16 protein-coding genes are annotated in these 16,592 nt (G+C 69.9%); 5 read left to right on the top strand and 11 right to left on the bottom strand.

Annotation, left to right across the window (positions count from 1 at the left end):
• The first annotated feature begins 104 nt into the window (after positions 1-104).
• Positions 105-746, top strand: a complete 642-nt coding sequence (locus EV653_RS33900) for a hypothetical protein (protein WP_134109062.1) — start codon at positions 105-107, stop codon at positions 744-746.
• Here EV653_RS33900 and EV653_RS33895 read toward each other — a convergent pair.
• Genes EV653_RS33895 through folP form a run of 5 tightly spaced genes read right to left on the bottom strand, consistent with a single transcriptional unit; the run spans position 743 to position 4,600 of the window.
• Positions 743-1,669, bottom strand: coding sequence for an alpha/beta hydrolase (locus EV653_RS33895; protein ID WP_134109060.1), 927 nt, complete (start codon positions 1,667-1,669; stop codon positions 743-745). The two genes, EV653_RS33900 and EV653_RS33895, sit on opposite strands and share 4 nt — an antisense overlap.
• Before the next feature lie 41 nt (positions 1,670-1,710).
• Positions 1,711-2,316, bottom strand: a complete 606-nt coding sequence (locus EV653_RS33890; RefSeq protein WP_134109058.1) for a TetR/AcrR family transcriptional regulator — start codon at positions 2,314-2,316, stop codon at positions 1,711-1,713.
• Positions 2,317-2,327: 11 nt separating this feature from the next.
• Positions 2,328-3,029, bottom strand: coding sequence for a class III extradiol dioxygenase subunit B-like domain-containing protein (locus EV653_RS33885; protein ID WP_134109056.1), 702 nt, complete (start codon positions 3,027-3,029; stop codon positions 2,328-2,330).
• Positions 3,030-3,062: 33 nt separating this feature from the next.
• Positions 3,063-3,788, bottom strand: coding sequence for a pyrimidine reductase family protein (locus tag EV653_RS33880; protein ID WP_134109054.1), 726 nt, complete (start codon positions 3,786-3,788; stop codon positions 3,063-3,065).
• Positions 3,788-4,600, bottom strand: a complete 813-nt coding sequence (gene folP, locus EV653_RS33875) for a dihydropteroate synthase (RefSeq protein WP_134109459.1) — start codon at positions 4,598-4,600, stop codon at positions 3,788-3,790. Before folP ends, EV653_RS33880 begins: the two co-directional genes overlap by 1 nt.
• 183 nt (positions 4,601-4,783) lie before the next feature.
• Between folP and EV653_RS33870 the strand changes: the two genes are divergently transcribed.
• The 3 genes from EV653_RS33870 to EV653_RS33860 are packed head-to-tail and all read left to right on the top strand — an operon-like array spanning position 4,784 to position 7,808.
• Positions 4,784-6,100, top strand: coding sequence for an L-fuconate dehydratase (locus tag EV653_RS33870; RefSeq protein WP_134109052.1), 1,317 nt, complete (start codon positions 4,784-4,786; stop codon positions 6,098-6,100).
• Positions 6,097-6,846 carry an SDR family NAD(P)-dependent oxidoreductase gene (locus EV653_RS33865; protein ID WP_134109050.1) on the top strand — a complete coding sequence of 250 codons (750 nt, stop codon included), beginning with the start codon at positions 6,097-6,099 and terminating at the stop codon, positions 6,844-6,846. The genes EV653_RS33870 and EV653_RS33865 overlap by 4 nt, the downstream gene beginning before the upstream one ends.
• Positions 6,846-7,808 carry an aldo/keto reductase gene (locus EV653_RS33860; RefSeq protein WP_134109048.1) on the top strand — a complete coding sequence of 321 codons (963 nt, stop codon included), beginning with the start codon at positions 6,846-6,848 and terminating at the stop codon, positions 7,806-7,808. The genes EV653_RS33865 and EV653_RS33860 overlap by 1 nt, the downstream gene beginning before the upstream one ends.
• A gap of 172 nt (positions 7,809-7,980) precedes the next feature.
• On the opposite strand, the gene EV653_RS33855 is transcribed toward EV653_RS33860, so the two are convergent.
• From EV653_RS33855 to EV653_RS33830, 6 genes are all read right to left on the bottom strand, one after another.
• The gene (locus tag EV653_RS33855; protein ID WP_134109046.1) at positions 7,981-9,531 is read right to left on the bottom strand and encodes a PucR family transcriptional regulator; all 1,551 of its coding nucleotides are present in this window, start codon (positions 9,529-9,531) and stop codon (positions 7,981-7,983) included.
• On the bottom strand, positions 9,528-10,598 hold the full coding sequence (locus tag EV653_RS33850) for a DUF917 domain-containing protein (protein WP_134109044.1): 1,071 nt from the start codon (positions 10,596-10,598) through the stop codon (positions 9,528-9,530). Before EV653_RS33850 ends, EV653_RS33855 begins: the two co-directional genes overlap by 4 nt.
• A gap of 171 nt (positions 10,599-10,769) precedes the next feature.
• A complete protein-coding gene (locus tag EV653_RS33845) occupies positions 10,770-11,882 on the bottom strand; it encodes a DUF917 domain-containing protein (RefSeq protein WP_134109042.1) in 1,113 nt (370 codons plus the stop codon).
• Positions 11,883-11,958: 76 nt separating this feature from the next.
• Positions 11,959-13,032, bottom strand: coding sequence for a DUF917 domain-containing protein (locus EV653_RS33840; RefSeq protein WP_134109040.1), 1,074 nt, complete (start codon positions 13,030-13,032; stop codon positions 11,959-11,961).
• Positions 13,033-13,144: 112 nt separating this feature from the next.
• The gene (locus tag EV653_RS33835) at positions 13,145-14,704 is read right to left on the bottom strand and encodes a hydantoinase/oxoprolinase N-terminal domain-containing protein (protein ID WP_134109038.1); all 1,560 of its coding nucleotides are present in this window, start codon (positions 14,702-14,704) and stop codon (positions 13,145-13,147) included.
• Positions 14,705-16,057 carry a purine-cytosine permease family protein gene (locus EV653_RS33830; protein ID WP_134109036.1) on the bottom strand — a complete coding sequence of 451 codons (1,353 nt, stop codon included), beginning with the start codon at positions 16,055-16,057 and terminating at the stop codon, positions 14,705-14,707.
• A gap of 122 nt (positions 16,058-16,179) precedes the next feature.
• On the opposite strand from EV653_RS33830, the gene EV653_RS33825 reads away from it, so the two are divergent.
• On the top strand, positions 16,180-16,560 hold the full coding sequence (locus tag EV653_RS33825; protein ID WP_134109034.1) for a DUF6153 family protein: 381 nt from the start codon (positions 16,180-16,182) through the stop codon (positions 16,558-16,560).
• Positions 16,561-16,592: the final 32 nt, after the last annotated feature.

Below are 16,592 nucleotides of genomic sequence, written 5' to 3'. Positions count from 1 at the left end.
TTCCCGAGGCCACCGACACTTTCCGGCCGGATCAGGACACCCGATTTCGCCCTGAGCGAAATGACGTCGGAAGGCCCGCGGCCAGGCTTGGTTAGGGTCTGGGTGTGACAGTTCTGACTCGGTGGCATGTCGGCCCCTGGACCACTCGCGGCACTCGCCCCGGAGAGCCGTTCGAGCCCGGCCGTAAGCGGACACCGGACGAGTTGAACTTTGATGTGGTCGGGCTGGCGCGGATCCTGGGCCGTCGGCTGTCCGGTCGGGACGAGCTGCAGGTGCGGCTCTGGCAGAACGAACTGCGCCCGACCCACACGCGGCTGGTCGGAGTACACACGCTGGCTGATCCATCCAACGCCCGGCTCCTCGAGGACACCGCTCAGCAAGCCCTTGCCTGGCTGGCTGAGCGTGCGCCGGACGGCTACGAGTTCGTCCTGACCGACGCACTGGAGCTGCGGCCGCTGCTCGACCTCGACGCCGAGGTGGTCGCAGTCGAGGCGGTTGTCGAGCTCGCCGGTGTCGACCTTCCGGCGTCCCGGCTCGCGACAGCTCACGTACGACGTGCCGCGTCGGGCGACTGGTACGCAGGCGACGCCGTGTGCAACTGGTCCGGTCCACACGAGTCGGCCGACGCCGCGGCTGCCGTCGTACAAGCGGCCCGCACCGAGCTGATCGACCAGTTGCGGGCAGCTGGTCGCGATGACCTGGCCGCGACCTCGGCCCGTTGGCCGGACGTTCCGATCGAGCGCTAAGCAGCGGTTTGCGGTGACTTATCGGCGCTGGGTGACTGGTTCTTTCCGGAAAGGTGCCGGGTGAGGAAAGCCAGCTCGGCCTCGACGACCTGCTCGTGCGCGTCGAGGAACGGCGCGTAATGGCCGCCGGGGACCTGAAGGAGCTCTGCGGTCGGGGTGCGCTTGGCTGCGGCTACCGCGGGGGCTGCCAGGGCTGACTGGTCGGCTTCGCAGACGACGTACAGGAGCGGACACCGGACGTTCGGGGCGTACTTAGTGGGGCGGTAGAGGGCAGCTGGGAAGACGGAGCGGGCGGCGAGCGTCTGTTGCCAGTCGCGGTAGCGGTTGTCGGGGTCCAGGGCCTCATCGGTCTGCTGGGCGTCGGGGGTGTTGAGCAGGGCGACTGTGCCGGGTGGGCCGGCCAGCGCTACCAGTCGCGGTTTGCGGCCGACCAGTGCGCCCAGGTTGTCGAGGATGGCGCGGCCTACGAGGCGAAGGGCGGCGCCAGGGGTTTGGTAGCGGGAGGCGTTCCGGGTGACGGTCGGGCCGTCTACGTTCGGTGACTGGGCGATGGCGGCGGAGATACCGAGGTCCTCCGAGGCGAGCTGAAGGATGTAGCCGCCGGGAAGTGAGAACGCCCAGATCGCCACCCGCTCGACGCCCGGAAGCGCGGCGGCGTAGGCGATCGCCGCCCGCCAGTCGTCGAGCTGGTCGGGGATCCGGGCGACCTGGCGCGGCTCGCCCGCGCTCTCGCCGAAGTTCCGGTGGTCGAAGGCCAGCACGCTGAACCCGGCCGCGTTGAACCGCTCCGCGAAGCGGTCCGTCCCCGGCTCCTTCGTCACTGCGAAGCCGCCGGTCATCACCACGCACCCACCGTTGGTTCCCGGGTAGTGCCAGGCCGCACACGCGACCCCACCGCTGATGAAGCTCACTTTCTCGCGCATGAGAAAAGTGAACCACGTGGTTCGCAAACTGTCCAGGAGCCTTAGTTGGCCTGTTCTTCACGCTCCAGCGCGCGGGTCAGTGCCGCCAGCCCCGCCTCGATCCCGGCCGCGTCGCCGCTGGTCCGCCACTCGATCAGGAAGCCGCGGAGGGTGGCGAGGATCAACTCGGCGACCTCCTGCCGGCGTTGCTCCGACCACGACTCCGGACACAGCGACAGCAGCGTCGGCATGTACTGGCGCGAGGCGGTCCGCGCGAGATCGGCGTACCGCGGGGCGTCGTACATCGCGAGCCCGATCGCCTGGTCGAGGACCCACGACTCCTCGCCGATGAGTGTCGGCCACATGGAGCGCACCCGGTCCGCGAGCGAGCGGTCGCCGGGACCTTCGGATGCGGCGGCGAGCGCGCGGGTGATGCGTCGTTGGCGGAGCTGCAGGACTGCTTGCGTGAGCAGATCCTCGGCGCCGTCGAAGTGGTACAGGAGCACCTTGTGCGTCGTACCCGCCGCCCGCGCCGCGCGCCGGAGCGAGAAGTCGACCAGGCCGTTCGTCCCGAGTTCGTCCGCGACCTTGTCCAGCAGTTCGCGGCGCCGCGCCTCACCGCGCGGCGACTTCACCGATCGCCGGTACCCCGTCCGTTCCTCAGTCACCCGGTCAGTATCTAGGTGAACGCTGCGACGAGGTAGCCGACGCCGTACGGCGCGACGTTGTAGGTCAGGTCGGGCGTGAGCGTAGCGCTTTCGAGAGCACCGGCGAGTACCTGCCAAGGGGCGCGGCCGGCGGCCTGCAGTTCCGTCGCCAGGTCGGGGTCGAGGGCTGCGAGTACGTCGAGATCCCTGTGCTGCAAGGCGGATGCGACGGTGGTGTCGAAGATCTCCGCGCGCGGGTGGAGATGTACCGGCGAGTGCTCGCTGCGGCGGGCCGAGCCGTCGCCCATCACCAGCAGGCCGACACGGTCGTTGCCTGCAGCAATTTCCCGCCCCAGACCCAGGCACTCGTCGGGCGTCGCGGAGGTCGGTACGGCGACGTACGTGCGCGGCAACCCGGTCGCTTTCGACTGCTCCAGCAGCCACCCGCCGATCGCGAGCGACAGCGGGAGCACGGGGTCGCCGCTGCCGATCCGCACTCCGGGCGCCCCATATGCCGCGAACGAGCCGCCCGCGGCGGCCGGGAACCGTACCAAACCGTATGGTACGGCGGGCGCCGCCGAGCCGATGACCACGATCGTGGATGCGGTGGAGAGGGCGTCGACCGCAGCCAGGCAAGCGGTGCGCAGGTCGTCGAGTTCGGGGGCTGCGCCGGAAGCGACCTCGGGCACGAGCAGCGGCGGATGCGGGCAGACAGCAGCGGCGACAACGGGCACGACCTAGGCCTCCCGGCGATCAGCGGGCATGGGTCAGGCCTCACGGGTGTAGCGGAAGAACAGGTAGTCGTCCTCGGCCTGCAGGGTGGTCCGGAGCTTCATCTGGCGGGTGAGGGTCGTCGGAAGACCTGCTGTGATGCGCCCGGCGCCCGGACCCGCCAGGAGCGGAGCCAAGGCCAGACACAGCTCATCGACCAGGTCGGCCTCGGTGAGCGCACCCAAGAGGTGCGGCCCGCCCTCGCAAAGGATCTGCGGCATCTCCCGCGCCGCTAACTCGTCGACGACCGCCTGCAGGTCGACCTCGCCGGCCCCCAGGACGATCAGGTCCGCGACCTCCCCCAGCGCCTCCCGCCGCTCCGCCGGCGACGCCTCGTGCGTCACCACGATCGGCCGTACGGCGGACTGGAACACCGGGTTCACCGGGCTCAACTCGAGCCGCGACGACACGATCGCCAGCGTCGGGTTCTCCGCGAGTCCCGCAGCTGTACGCCATTCCCGCGCCGCCTTCGACAACCGCAGCGGGTTGTACCCCTCCTCGCGGATCGTCCCGGCGCCGACCAGCACCACGTCCGCCAGCCGCCGCACCATGCTGAACACCCGGCTGTCCGAGTCGCTCGACAGCGCCTTCGACTTCCCGTCGATCTCGACCGCGCCGTCCAGGCTGCTGACGAAGTTCGCCCGCAGGTGCGGCGCCGACCGGTCCTCGACCTCGTAGACGGCGATCAGTTCCTCGTCGGACAGTTCCTCGAGTCCACGCATCAGGCCAGGCTCCTTCGGGTTCCGGCGGGCTGCGCACTGCCCCGCAGTACGGCGATGAAATCGAGCGCCTGGCGAGCCGCTGGTACGTCGTGCACACGGAAGACCCGCGCGCCGAGCCAGGCCGAGACGCTCAGCGCAGCCAGCGTCCCGTTGCCACGCTGCCCCGGCGGCAACTCCAGCGTCTCGCCGATGAAGTCTTTGTTCGACACCGCGACCAGGACCGGCCAGCCCGTCGCGGCGAGCTCGTCGAGGCGGCGGGTCAGTTCGAGCGACTGCAGCGTGTTCTTGCCGAAGTCGTGCGTCGGGTCGATCAGGATCCCGTCCGGCCGTACGCCGGCTGCGACGGCGCGATCGGCCAGCGCGGTCGTCGTACGGATCACGTCGGCGACCACGTCGTCGTACGCCATCCGGTGCGGGTCCGTGCGCGGCGAGAGACCGCCGACGTGGCTGCAGACCAGCCCGATCCCGGCCTCCGCGGCGGCGTACACGAGTTCGGGGTCGGCGCCTGCCCAGGTGTCGTTGAGCAGATCCGCGCCGGCCTCGGCGACCCGGCGTGCGACCCCGCTGCGGTAGGTGTCCACGCTGATCACCAGCGACGGGTGGCGCGCCCGGATACCGGCCACGAACTCCACGGTCCGGCGAAGCTCCTCGTCCTCGCTGACGGGTTCGCCGTACCCGGCCTTCACGCCACCGATATCGACCAGGTCGGCACCGTCCGCGACCGCCTGGTCGATCGCCTCGTACGCCGCGTCCGTCGCGTACGTCGCACCGCGGTCGAAGAACGAGTCCGGCGTCCGATTGACGATCGCCATCAGGGCGAACTCACCCACCGCGAACGACCGGTTGCCCAGCCGCAGTACCCCGTCGCGCTCGCCAGTCACGCCACCGACTGTAACGGGGGCCGTCGTTCTCACGCCCCGACAGGTGCCGCGCTGGCCACATATCCTATAGGATTCCCTTCGACAGTCCGCCCACCGCTGCAGATCGGGTCCTCGATGCCACGATTCACCGAGTTCGAGACGTACGACGTCCGCTTTCCCACGTCGCTGGACCTGGACGGCTCCGACGCGATGAACACCGACCCGGACTACTCCGCGGCGTACGTGATCCTGCGGACCGACGCCGGTGACGGGCTGGAGGGCCACGGCTTCGCGTTCACGATCGGCCGGGGCAACGACGTCGAGACCGCGGCGATCGAGGCTCTCCGCGACCACGTGCTCGGGCTCGACCTGGACGCGACGCTGAGCGATCTCGGCGGGTTCTGGAAGTCGCTCGTGCACGACTCGCAACTGCGCTGGCTCGGCCCGGAGAAGGGCGTCATGCACATGGCGATCGGCGCGGTCGTCAACGCGGTCTGGGACCTGGCCGCCAAGCGCGCCGGCGTGCCGCTGTGGAAGCTGCTGTCCGACCTGACCCCGGAGCAGATCGTCGACCTGGTCGACTTCCGCTACCTGACCGACGCGCTGACGCCGGACGAAGCGCTGGAGATCCTGCGGCAGGCGAAGCCCGGGCGCGCGGAGCGGGAAGCGGTACTGCGGGAGCGCGGCTACCCGGCGTACACGACGACGCCCGGCTGGCTCGGGTACGACGACGCGAAACTGGTCCGGCTGTGTCACGAGGCGGTCGCCGACGGGTTCACCCAGATCAAGCTCAAAGTCGGCGCGAACCTCGACGACGACATCCGCCGGATGCAGCTGGCCCGCGAGGCGGTCGGGCCGGAGATCCGGATCGCGGTCGACGCCAACCAGCGCTGGGACGTCGCCGAGGCGATCCGCTGGGTCGAGGCGCTGGCGCCGTACGACGTCTACTGGGTCGAGGAGCCGACCAGCCCGGACGACATCCTCGGGCACGCGACGATCGCGCGGGCGATCGCGCCGATCAAGGTCGCGACCGGTGAGCACGTGCAGAACCGGGTGATCTTCAAGCAGATGCTGCAGGCCGGGTCGCTCTCGGTGCTGCAGCTCGACTCGGCCCGCGTCGCCGGCGTGAACGAGAACATCGCGAACCTGCTGCTCGCCGCGAAGTTCGGCGTACCGGTGTGCCCGCACGCCGGCGGGGTAGGACTGTGTGAGCTGGTCCAGCACCTGTCGATGTTCGACTACGTCGCGGTGAGCGGATCGATGCAGGACCGGGTGATCGAGTACGTCGACCACCTGCACGAGCACTTCCTGGATCCCGTGGTGATCCGGGACGGGCACTACGTGGCACCGGTGCGGCCCGGGTTCGGCGCCGAGATGGACGCTGAGACGCTGACCGACTTCCGGTTCCCGGGTGGCAAGATCTGGACAGACCTGACAGAGGAGAAGAAGTGACGGACTTCGCCGGCCTTCGGGCCGTGGTGACCGGCGGTGCATCGGGCATCGGCCTGGCGGCGGCCAAGCTGCTCGCGGCCCGCGGCGCCCAGGTGGTCGTGTTCGATCTGAAGCCCGAGGTCGACGCGCCGCTGACCGGGATCGCCGCGGATGTCACCGACGACGGCTCGATCCGGGACGCGGTCGCCGCCGCGGCGCTGCAGCTCGGCGGGATCGACATCGTGGTGAACAACGCCGGGATCGGCGCGCAGGGTACGGTCGCCGCGAACGACGACGACGAGTGGCACCGGGTGTTCGACGTGAACGTGGTCGGGATCGCCCGGGTGACCCGGGCCGCGCTGCCGCACCTGCGCAAGTCGGAGGCGGCCGCGATCGTCAACACCTGCTCGGTCGCCGCGACTGCCGGCCTGCCGAACCGCGCGGTGTACTCCGCGAGCAAGGGCGCCGTCCTCGCGCTGACGATGGCGATGGCCGCGGATCACGTCCGCGAAGGCATCCGGGTGAACTGCGTGAACCCGGGTACGGCGGACACCCCGTGGGTCGGCCGGCTGCTCGACGTCGCGTCCGACCCTGAGGCCGAGCGGGCCGCGCTCGAGGCCCGGCAGCCGATGGGTCGCCTGGTGTCGGCGGACGAGGTCGCGAACGCGATTGCCTACCTGGCCAGCCCGCTGTCGGGTTCGACCACGGGTACTGCGCTGGCCGTCGACGGCGGGATGCAGAACCTGCGACTGCCGGCGGTGCGCTGATGAAGCTCTTCCCGGACGACCAGCGCGTCGGGCTCGGCGGTGCGCCGCTTGGCAACCTGCTCGGCGAGGTCAGCGACGTCGAAGCCATCGCCACCGTGAACGCGGCGTGGGACGAGGGCTGGCGGTACTTCGACACCGCGCCGCACTACGGTCTGGGCCTGGCCGAGGAGCGGCTCGGCGCCGGGCTGCGGGACAAGCCGCGCGACGCGTACGTGCTGTCGAGCAAGGTCGGGCGGATCATCTACCACGCCGACGAGGCGGCGACCGACGACGAGGGATTCGCGGTCGACACGACCCGGCGCCGGCGGTGGGACTTCAGCCGGGACGGCGTCCTGCGGAGCATCGAGGACTCGCTGCAGCGGATCGGCACCGACCGGCTCGACGTCGTGTTCGTGCACGACCCGGACGATCACTACGAGGAGGCGGCCGCGACCGCCTTCCCGACGCTGATCGAGCTCCGCGAACAGGGCGTGATCGGCGCGATCGGCTCCGGGATGAACCAGTCGGCGATGCTGACCCGGTTCGTCCAGGAGATCGACATCGACGTGATCATGCTCGCCGGTCGCTACACGTTGATCGACCCGGACGCGCTCGACGACGTACTCCCGGCATGCTTGGAGCACAACGTCCAGGTCGTTGCCGTCGGCATCTTCAACTCGGGTCTGCTGTCGCAGCCGCGTCCGGTGCCGGGAGCCACCTTCAACTACGAGCCGGCAGCACAGGCCCTGCTCGACAAGGCGAACAAACTCGCCGACATCTGCGAGTCACACGGTACGACGCTGCCCGCCGCCGCGCTCGCCTTCCCGCTGGCCCACCCCGCGGTCGGAGGCATCGCAGTCGGCTGCCGCACTCCCGAAGAGGTCCACACCAACGCAGCGCTGTCCCGCGCCAAGATCCCAAGCACCCTCTGGTCGGACCTGAAGGCCGCAGGCTTACTCCGCGAAGACGCCCCGACCCCGTAGCGGGGCACCCGCGCTCCGCAACGGGTCGCAGGCCGGGGTGCCCGCGCTCCGCTACGGGTCGCAGGACTGGGTGCCCGCGCTCCGCTACGGGTCGCAGGCCGGGTGCCCGCGCTCCGCGGGTCGCAGGCGCCGGGCCGCCGCTCGCCTTGTCGCCCGCCCCGCTCCTCCCGCACTACTCCGCAGGAGTGGTGCGGGAGGCGAGATGCAGCGCCAGGCGTTCGTCGGGGTTGGTGAGGTCCACGCCGAGAAGGTGCTGGATCTTCTGGATTCGGGCGGCCGCGGTGTTGCGGTGGATGCCTAGTACTGCGGCGGTTTCGGCGACGGAGGACTCTGTGTCGAGGTAGACCGCCAGCGTGGTGACGAGATCGCCGGGCTGATCCCTGATCGGGGCTAGGAGAGCCTGGGCAGCGGGCTGGAAGGTGTCGGTGCGGGTCCACGCCAGCAGCAGTTGAGCGAGCCCCAGCCGGTCAACGTGCAGGAAGCGACCAGTTTCCGCACGTCCGCGCGCCAGCCCGGCCGCATCACCGGCTTCGGCCAGCGTGGTGGCGATACCGCTCGGACCAGCCTGCACGCGGCCGACACCGACGTACGCATCAACCGTCTGCACCAACCGACGCTGCACCCGCCGGATCGTCGCCGCTTGCTCCTGCACCTCGGTCGCGGTCGGTTCACTCACCGCGGTGATCCACGCCGACCACCCATCACCCTGCTCCACGACGACCGCCTGCAGACCCTCGGCGTCGAACGCCTCCACCACATCGGTACGCCGACCTGCGACATCCAGATGTCCGTCCGCGCCGATCCGGATGCCCGTGTGCCACCCGTCGAGCTGCCAGCCAAGATCCACCGCGCGTCGACGCGTAGCCTCCGACGGCTCACCCTGCAGCAGTTCACCGAGCAGCGACGTACGTTGGCGCGCATCCCGCTCCAACTCCAACCGCCGCAACGCCAACCGCTCCCCCACCGCCGGGGCAACCACACCCAGCACCTCAGGTACGGCGGCAACCTCGGCCGGCACCACAGCGGGCAACCGCGCCACCAACCAGCACACCGGCCCAACCCCCAGCACTGCAACGGCGATCAGCACAGCACCACTGGCCAGGTCTACCCGGTAAGGCGCAGCCCACCCCACCGGCACGCGAGGCAACGCGGCGACCAAAGCGGTCCGCTCGGCGGGCTCCAGCGGTTCACCGGCGAGTGTGCCGCCGTCGACCCCTGCCAACGTGACGGGTCGTTCCAGGACATGTGAGGTGGTCCGCAGTACTGACGTCAGGTCGCCGTTAGCCCGGCGCAGCGCCGAGACTGCCCGGAGCACCAGGTCCGACCGCACGATCTCCGGCTCAGCCGTGACGCGTCGTAGGTGCTCATGTGCCGCCAGCGGGTCCGGCGATCCCAGCACCGGCAGTTGCAACCTCTCTGCGAGCAGCTGAGCCCCACGTCCCAGTGGCTCGACACCGGCCAGCAACACGGCGCCGGCTCCGGCCGCCGAGGCTCGGCTGATCAGGGCATCGATCCGCCAGTCGGTGTGATCACCCGCGAGCAGTACGACGAGCACCTGGCCGTCCAGCGGCTCCGGATGGACTGACACCTCCAACGCCACCACGGACCCCGTCAGCCGCGTCCCAGGATCCCCACCGCCACCGAGCACTACGACATCCGACCAGCCGGGTGAAGTGAGCATGGCCGCCAGCGATGGAGACAGTCCCGGCCGCCCTGTAGTCATGATGCCTCCAGCAGCTGGGGTGCGCAGGCGAGGCCGAAGGCTTGAGGGCCGACGTGGGTGAGGCGGTCGGGCCGGCGCCACCACGTAGGTCCTGGCAGTGCGAGTACCAGCACCTTGTCGCCGGTGCGGATGGCATCTACAGCGATGGGTTGCAGCGTGCGGCGGTCCAGCAGGCACAGCAGGTCCGGTGTGGTGACTGCAGGCGTGCCGTCGACCAGTGCGAGGAGGTATTCGTTCTCCGTCTCGATCCGGATCACTGCCCGGCTGGTGGAGTCCACCACGCAGACACTGCCGCGACCGAACGCAGCGCCACCATCAGCGATCAGGTGCCGGGCAACCTGCTCCACCCGCCCGCTCGCGAGCAGCCGACCGCCCAGACCGTCAGCGATATCAGCCGGCGTAGCCCACGGCTCCAGAGCAGCATGAGCTCGGCCGAGCGCCAGAGCCCGCGTCAGACTCCCCTTCACCGCGTCAGCCGCCGCAGCTTCCACCGCAGTAGGCGCCAGCGCCAGCACCGCCCAGCCGCCGGTGTGCGCGACGAAGCTGCGCACTGCACGCTCCAGCCCGGCTGCGTCGACGTTGTCGACGACAATCACCTGACCACTCGGCTCACTGAGTGCGCAGGGCGTCAGTGAACGCCCCGCCACCGCCCACGAGAACTGATCCAGCCGCGGTAGCGCTCGGCCCATCAGATCGGCGTCGACCACCGGGAGGCCCAGGTCCAGCGCAGCGATCAGCGGCGTCAGCCCGTTGAGCCCGCCGGCCTCCAGCGGCATCAGCCCGGTGACGTCCGCACCGGCCCACCGGCTGACCGCCCGTACCGCGGTGTCGAACTCGCCACCACTCGGCAGCTTCTCCATCAACACACTGGTCGCCCCGACCACGCCGATAGGACTCACCAGCGCATCCGGCATGTCGGCGGCGTCCCGCAGTACCAGCTCGCCGTCACCCAGCCGCCGGCGCAGCATCCGCCCGAACGCACCGGTGTCGCCGCCACCGCCGGAGCCCAGCAGGGTGACGCCGACAACCAGCGCCTCCAGGTCCTGCTCCCGGATGACTGTCGTCATGGTGTCGATCCTGCCACTGGGCGGACCTGCGGCACTGACCAAACTCGCCAGACCGGCCGATCCGGCCGCCGCCTGAGCGTGCCGGTCGCGAAAGCCGCGAGGTTGGTCAGTGGCGGACGTCCGGGTGGGATCTCGGCCCGCCGCGGAGGGGTCAGCACGGCGGGCCGAGAGTCAGGGAATGGTGACGAGATCGCCGCGCAGCTCGACCGGGTCGAACTCCACGTCGAGCCCGAAACAGGCCGGGCCGAAGACAGCGAGCGCCTCCGGCGTCCGCATCAGGTCCGGCGTCGAGATGCCGACCACGGTGACCCGTTGGCCGTATCGCAGGCCCTCAGTCGTGATCGGCTCCGCAGTGTCCGCCTCCAGCACGCAGATCAGGTCCGGCACCGTGCAGACCACCTCGCCGTCGACCTCCGCGACCAGGTTCTCGTTCTGGAAGCGCAGCTCGAGCTCCGACGTCCCGTCGAACCCCGTGAACCGCGCCCGCCCGCGCGCGAAGCCCTCGAGCGTACGGCGTTCCACGTCGACCACCTTCCCGCGGAACAGCACCCGCAGGTGGCTGTAGAGCGTCGGCGCGAGCGCGGCCCGGATCGCCTCGACCGGATCCTGGTGCGCCGACCGCGCCTCCCGGACCGCCCGCCCGATTGACAGTCCGAGCGACAGCGTCCGCGGTACGGCGGTGCGCTTCACCTCCGCGCCCGTCATCGAGTACTCCGCGATGTGCGCGACCCCGCCGAGCCGGATCGTGATCCCGCGCGCCAGCCACTCCATCTGCTTGTTGTCCGTACCGGTGTCGATCACCACGGTCTCGTCGTGCTCGCCCGCGATCGCCATCGGCGACCCCGGTACGCCGTACACCGAGAACGTCTCCATCTGCAGTTCCGGAAACGCCCGGCCCATGCCGTCGGCATCGACCACCGGCAGACCGGTGCGGGCGGCAACGAGCAGCGGGATCATCGAGTTGATGCCGCCGCACTCGATCGGCATGGTGGCGTCGGCGGTCCGGCCGAGGTGCTTCTCGAGCGCGCGCAGGGCGCCGACCGGCTCGCTGCCGCGCGGGATCTTCTCCACGATCACGGTCGGCGCGCCCATCTGCGCGGTCGGGATGACGAACGCGTCGTCGTCCAGCTCGTCCGGGTCCAGGACCGTCACCGGCCCGTGCTCGCGGATCGCCTGCTCGACCAGGAGCCGCCCGATCAGCGGATCGCCGCCGCCACCGGTCCCGAGGATCGCCGCACCGCGCGCGAGATCCCTCAGGTGGTCGATGTCCAATTGCCAGCTCATGTTCGTCCTCGCTTCGCTCCGGGCGGACATGAGGCACGAATCGCACCGTGCTTTTTGATTCCCTCGCTCCGCTCGGTCATACGGTCTCCAGCGCGCGGATCGGGTCGAGGTCGTAGCCGAAGTACCGCGGGCCGACCAGCTCGATGCCTTCCGGAGAGTGCCAGCGTTCGTCCGCCGGGGCGGCCAGCACGCTGACCCGGTGGCCGTACCGCAGCGCCTCGGTGGTGATCGGTTCGCCGGTCTCGGTGTCCAGCACGATGATCAGGTCCGGCGTGGTGGCAACCGCCGTACCTTCCAGCTCCGCAACCAGATGCTCGTTCTGGAAGCGCAGCACCATCACCCGACCGTGCGACGCGTCCAGCCCGTCGACAGTCGCATCGCCGCGGGCGAAGCCGGTCGTCGTACGGCGTTGTACGTCGACGACCTTGCCGACGTGCAAGAGCCGTCCGCCGAGCTCGCCGACGACCGCCGCGACCGGGTCGGCGTGCTCACGCTGGGCCCGCTCGATCGCCCGGCCGATCGTGACGCACTTGCTGAGCGTCCCGGCGACAAACGCGCCGCGGATCTCGGCGCCCGTCATTGCGTACAGCGAGACGATCGCCGAACACCCCATGTCGATCGTCGCCGAGCGGGCCAGCCGTTCGGCCCATTCGTTGGTGACCGTGTCGAAGACGCCGCGGTTGCCCTTCTCGTCGACGATCGACATCGGGGTCGCCTCGATCCCGGCGAGCGTCGGAAGCACCATCTGCAGTTCGGGGAACGCGCGGCCCATCCCGTCCCCGTCCACCAGCGGCAGCCCGAGCTGCGCGGCGGCGATCACCGGGACGGTCGAGTTGACCCCGCCGGCCTCGATACAGGCGAGGTGGGTCGGCGTCTTCCCGACGTACTTCGCCAGGGTCTGCACCGCGACCGAGATCTGGTCCGCGGACGGCAGCTTCTCCACCATCACCGTCGGCGCGCCCATCATTGCCACCGGCAACACACAGGCATCGTCCGGAAGGTCGCCGACAGCAACGATCTCCACCGGCCCGTGTTCACGCACGGCCTGCTGCGCGAGCAGCTTCCCGATGTGCGGATCCCCTCCGCCCCCGGTGCCCAGCACAGCGGCACCGCGGGCCAGGGACCCCAGGTCCTCAGCACGAAGCTTCATCGCCACCACTCCACCCCAGCTCGGAGGCCACCGGCGCCATACCAAACCGTTTGGTATGGAGCTCCATCGCCGCCGCCATACCAAACCGTTTGGTATGGCGGGATGGCGGCGCTCATGATGCCTCCCCGAGGCGCAGGTCGCCGACGGCCTTGCAGCGGATGCGGGTCGCGTTGCCGGGCAGGTACGGGATCGGCACCTCGTCGAAGTCCACGATCCGCACGGCCGCAGGGTCGGCGCCAGCCGCGATCGCACGGTCGATCGCCTCCTGGCGCGCCTCGTCCACCACGGCGTCACGGCGGCCGGGATCGATCGCGTACACCCGGTCGACCTCGCCGCCGACCTGCGCGATCGCCGCCCCGATCGCGTTCGCGACCGCGAAGTGATCCGGCCGATGGACCGCGAGGCTGCCGGGCAGATCGTCCGGCAGCAGGATCGATCCACCGCCGACAGCCACCACCGGCAGCGGGTCGGGCGACGTGCGCATCCGCTCGACCGCGTCCGCGATGTCCGCCGCCACCCGAGCCAGAGCCGCCTTCACCAGCGTCGGATCCAGCTCGGAGACCGCCGAAGTGTCACCGACCTCGGCCCGGCCGGCCGCGACCGCGATGTCCGTTGCCGTCAGCGTCTTACCGCCGAAGACCAACGCCTCCTCGGTCAGGCGGTAGCCCACCGACCGCGGCCCGACCGTCACCACATCGTTGCCCGAGGCCACCAAGCTGCCGCCGCCGATCCCGATGCTGAGCACGTCGGGCATCCGGAAGTTCGTCCGCACCCCGGCGACATCGACCTCGGTGGTCGCCTCGCGCGGGAAGCCGTGCGTCAGTACGCCGACATCGCTCGTCGTGCCGCCGACGTCGACGACTGCGCAGGTGTCGAGGCCGGACAGCAGCGCCGCACCGCGCATCGAGTTCGTCGGACCGGACGCGAACGTGGCGACCGGGTACCGGCGGGCGAAGTCGACGTCCATCAAGGTGCCGTCGTTCTGGCTCAGGTACAGCGGCGCGGAGATGCCGTGGCCGGCGACCGCACCGGAGAGTCCGTCGACGATGCTCGCGGCCAGCTCGCGGAGCGCGGCGTTGATGATCGTCGCGTTCTCCCGCTCCAGCAGGCCGATCCGGCCGATCTCGTGCGACAGCGAGATCGCCACGTCGTCACCGAGCTCGGAGCGCAGGATCTCCGCCGCGCGCAGTTCGAACTCGTTGCTCACCGGCGAGAACACCGACGAGATCGCCACCGACCGGACGCCGTGCTCCACCATGTCGCCCGCATGCCGGCGCAGCTCGTCCTCGTCCAGCTCAGCGATGTGCCGGCCGTCGAACTCGTGCCCGCCGTGCGCCAGGTAGCTGCGCCCGCTGATCGCCTCGACCAGCCGCTCCGGCCAGTCGACCAGCGGCGGCAGCGACGCGGTGGCGGGCAGCCCGAGGCGGAGTGCCGCCGTCGGGGCCAGCCGCCTCGCCTCGACAAGAGCGTTGATGAAGTGCGTGGTGCCGATCATCACGGCCTGCACCTGCGCCGGGTCGAAGGATCGCTCCGCCTGCAGCCGGTCGAGGGTGTCGATGATGCCTGCCGTGACGTCCGCGCTGGTCGCCGATTTGTTCGCGGCCAGCACGCTCGTCCCGTCGAGCAGCACGGCGTCGGTGTTGGTGCCACCGACATCGATGCCGATACGCATTCAGATCCTCCCAGGTTGTACGACGGTGCTGATCTCAGTCGGCTCGCTGTCCATGGTGCGGCTGGTCCCGACGCCCCGGATCAGACCGAGCCTGCCCGCCACGACGTACGCCAGGAAGCCGACGACGAGCGAGTTGATGCTGGGCAGTCCCCAGCCGACGTACTTGCCGATCAGGGCCGCGCCGATCCAGATCACGATCGTGGCCGGTACCCAGGTCGGCGCGGTCGCGGGCAGGGTGCCCGCGGCTCTGGTCGCGTCCAGGTCGGGGCGCCAGCGCTTCACCACGAAGTACTCCGCGACCATGATCCCGGCGATCGGCGGGAACGCGACGCCGAGCACGGTCAGGAACTCGGTGAACTTGTCCAGGATCCCGCCGGCCGCGAGCACGCTGCCGAGGATGCCGACGACCAGCGTGACCACGGCCCGGTTGACGTGCCGGCCGAAGACGGTGCCGATGAAGTTCACGATGCCGAGGCCGGAGCTGTACAGGTTCCAGTCGTTGATCTTGATCGTGCCGAGGATGATCACCAGCGTGCCGACCCAGCCGACCGACGAGGTGACGATCGTGATCACGTTCGCCGAACCGACCGCGTGAGCGAGCAGCACGCCGACCAGGCCGATCACGTACTCGCCGAGCGTGATGCCGAGGACGGTCTGCTTGACGACGTCGCCGACGCTGCGGTTGAAGCGGGTCATGTCCGGCGTGATCACCGCCCCGACGATGAATCCGCCCGCGACGAGCGTCGTACCCTCCAGCAGGCTCAGATGTGGACCGGGTGGCGCGGAGTTCACCAGCGAGCCGAAGCTGTGGTCGGACAGCTCGCTGATGATCGACCAGCCGACCAGGACCAGGAACGCCGGGACCGTCACATACGCGACCCAGGCCATCGAGTGGAAGCCACGCAGTACGACGAGCGTCACCGCGAGACCGAAGACGAGCGACCAGCCCCAGGTCGGGAGTACGCCGATCAGCTGGCTGAGACCGGCCGCCGACACCGCGGACTGGATCCCGAACCACCCGATCAGACTGATCCCGATCGCGAGCCCGATCAGCGACGAGCCGGCCTGGCCGAACCCGGTCCAGCGTGCGATCACCGACGTCTGCAGACCCTCGCGGGCGCCGATGACCCCGATCAGGATCGCGACGAGTTCGAGGATCACCGCGCCGAGCGTGAGCGCCCAGAACGCGGTCCAGAAGCTCATCCCGAACCCGAGCGTCGCGCCGAGCAGGAACTGACTCAGCGCCGAGATCTGCCCGAACCGCTGGGTCGCGACAGACCACCAGGAGTACCGCGCGTTTTCCGGGACGCGGGCGAGCGCGTAATCGTCCGCACCTACAGATGTACCGGCCATCGAAACCTCCAGCCCTGGGATTTCACCGAACGTACGACTCCCGGCGGGCGGTCTCACCGTCCAGTGTGCACACTCGGCGGGTGCTGGCTGTGCAACCAGCCCAGCTCGCTACTCTTGTCGGGATGCCTGGTCGCACACACGAACGCGGAGCGCGACTGCTCGGTGTACTCGGCGTACTCACGGTAGTCGCCGGGGTCTTCGCGATGCACGGCCTCACCTCCCACCACGATGCGGCCATGGCCAAGCCCGACGCGCCGATGGTGATGGCGCACGCTCAGCCGGCCGGAGTGCACGTAGCCCCGGCCGACGAGATGCACGACATGGGCAGCGCCTGCCTCGCAGTTCTGACCGGGCTCGTCCTGCTGCTGGCGTTGCTGCTGGGGCTTCGCAGCCTGCTGGTGTGGCGAGCAGTAGCGCTGCCGTCGGTGCTCGAGCGGCCGGCAGCAGGTGAGCGGTCTCCACCGACGATGGATTTCTCCTCCTTGGGTGTACTGCGGATATAGGCCGACGTGCGCCTGTTTCCCCGTACCTGATT

It is taken from the genome of Kribbella pratensis, assembly GCF_004365355.1.
Classification (GTDB): Bacteria; Actinomycetota; Actinomycetes; order Propionibacteriales; family Kribbellaceae; genus Kribbella.
This window is presented reverse-complemented; position numbering and strand designations above follow the sequence as displayed.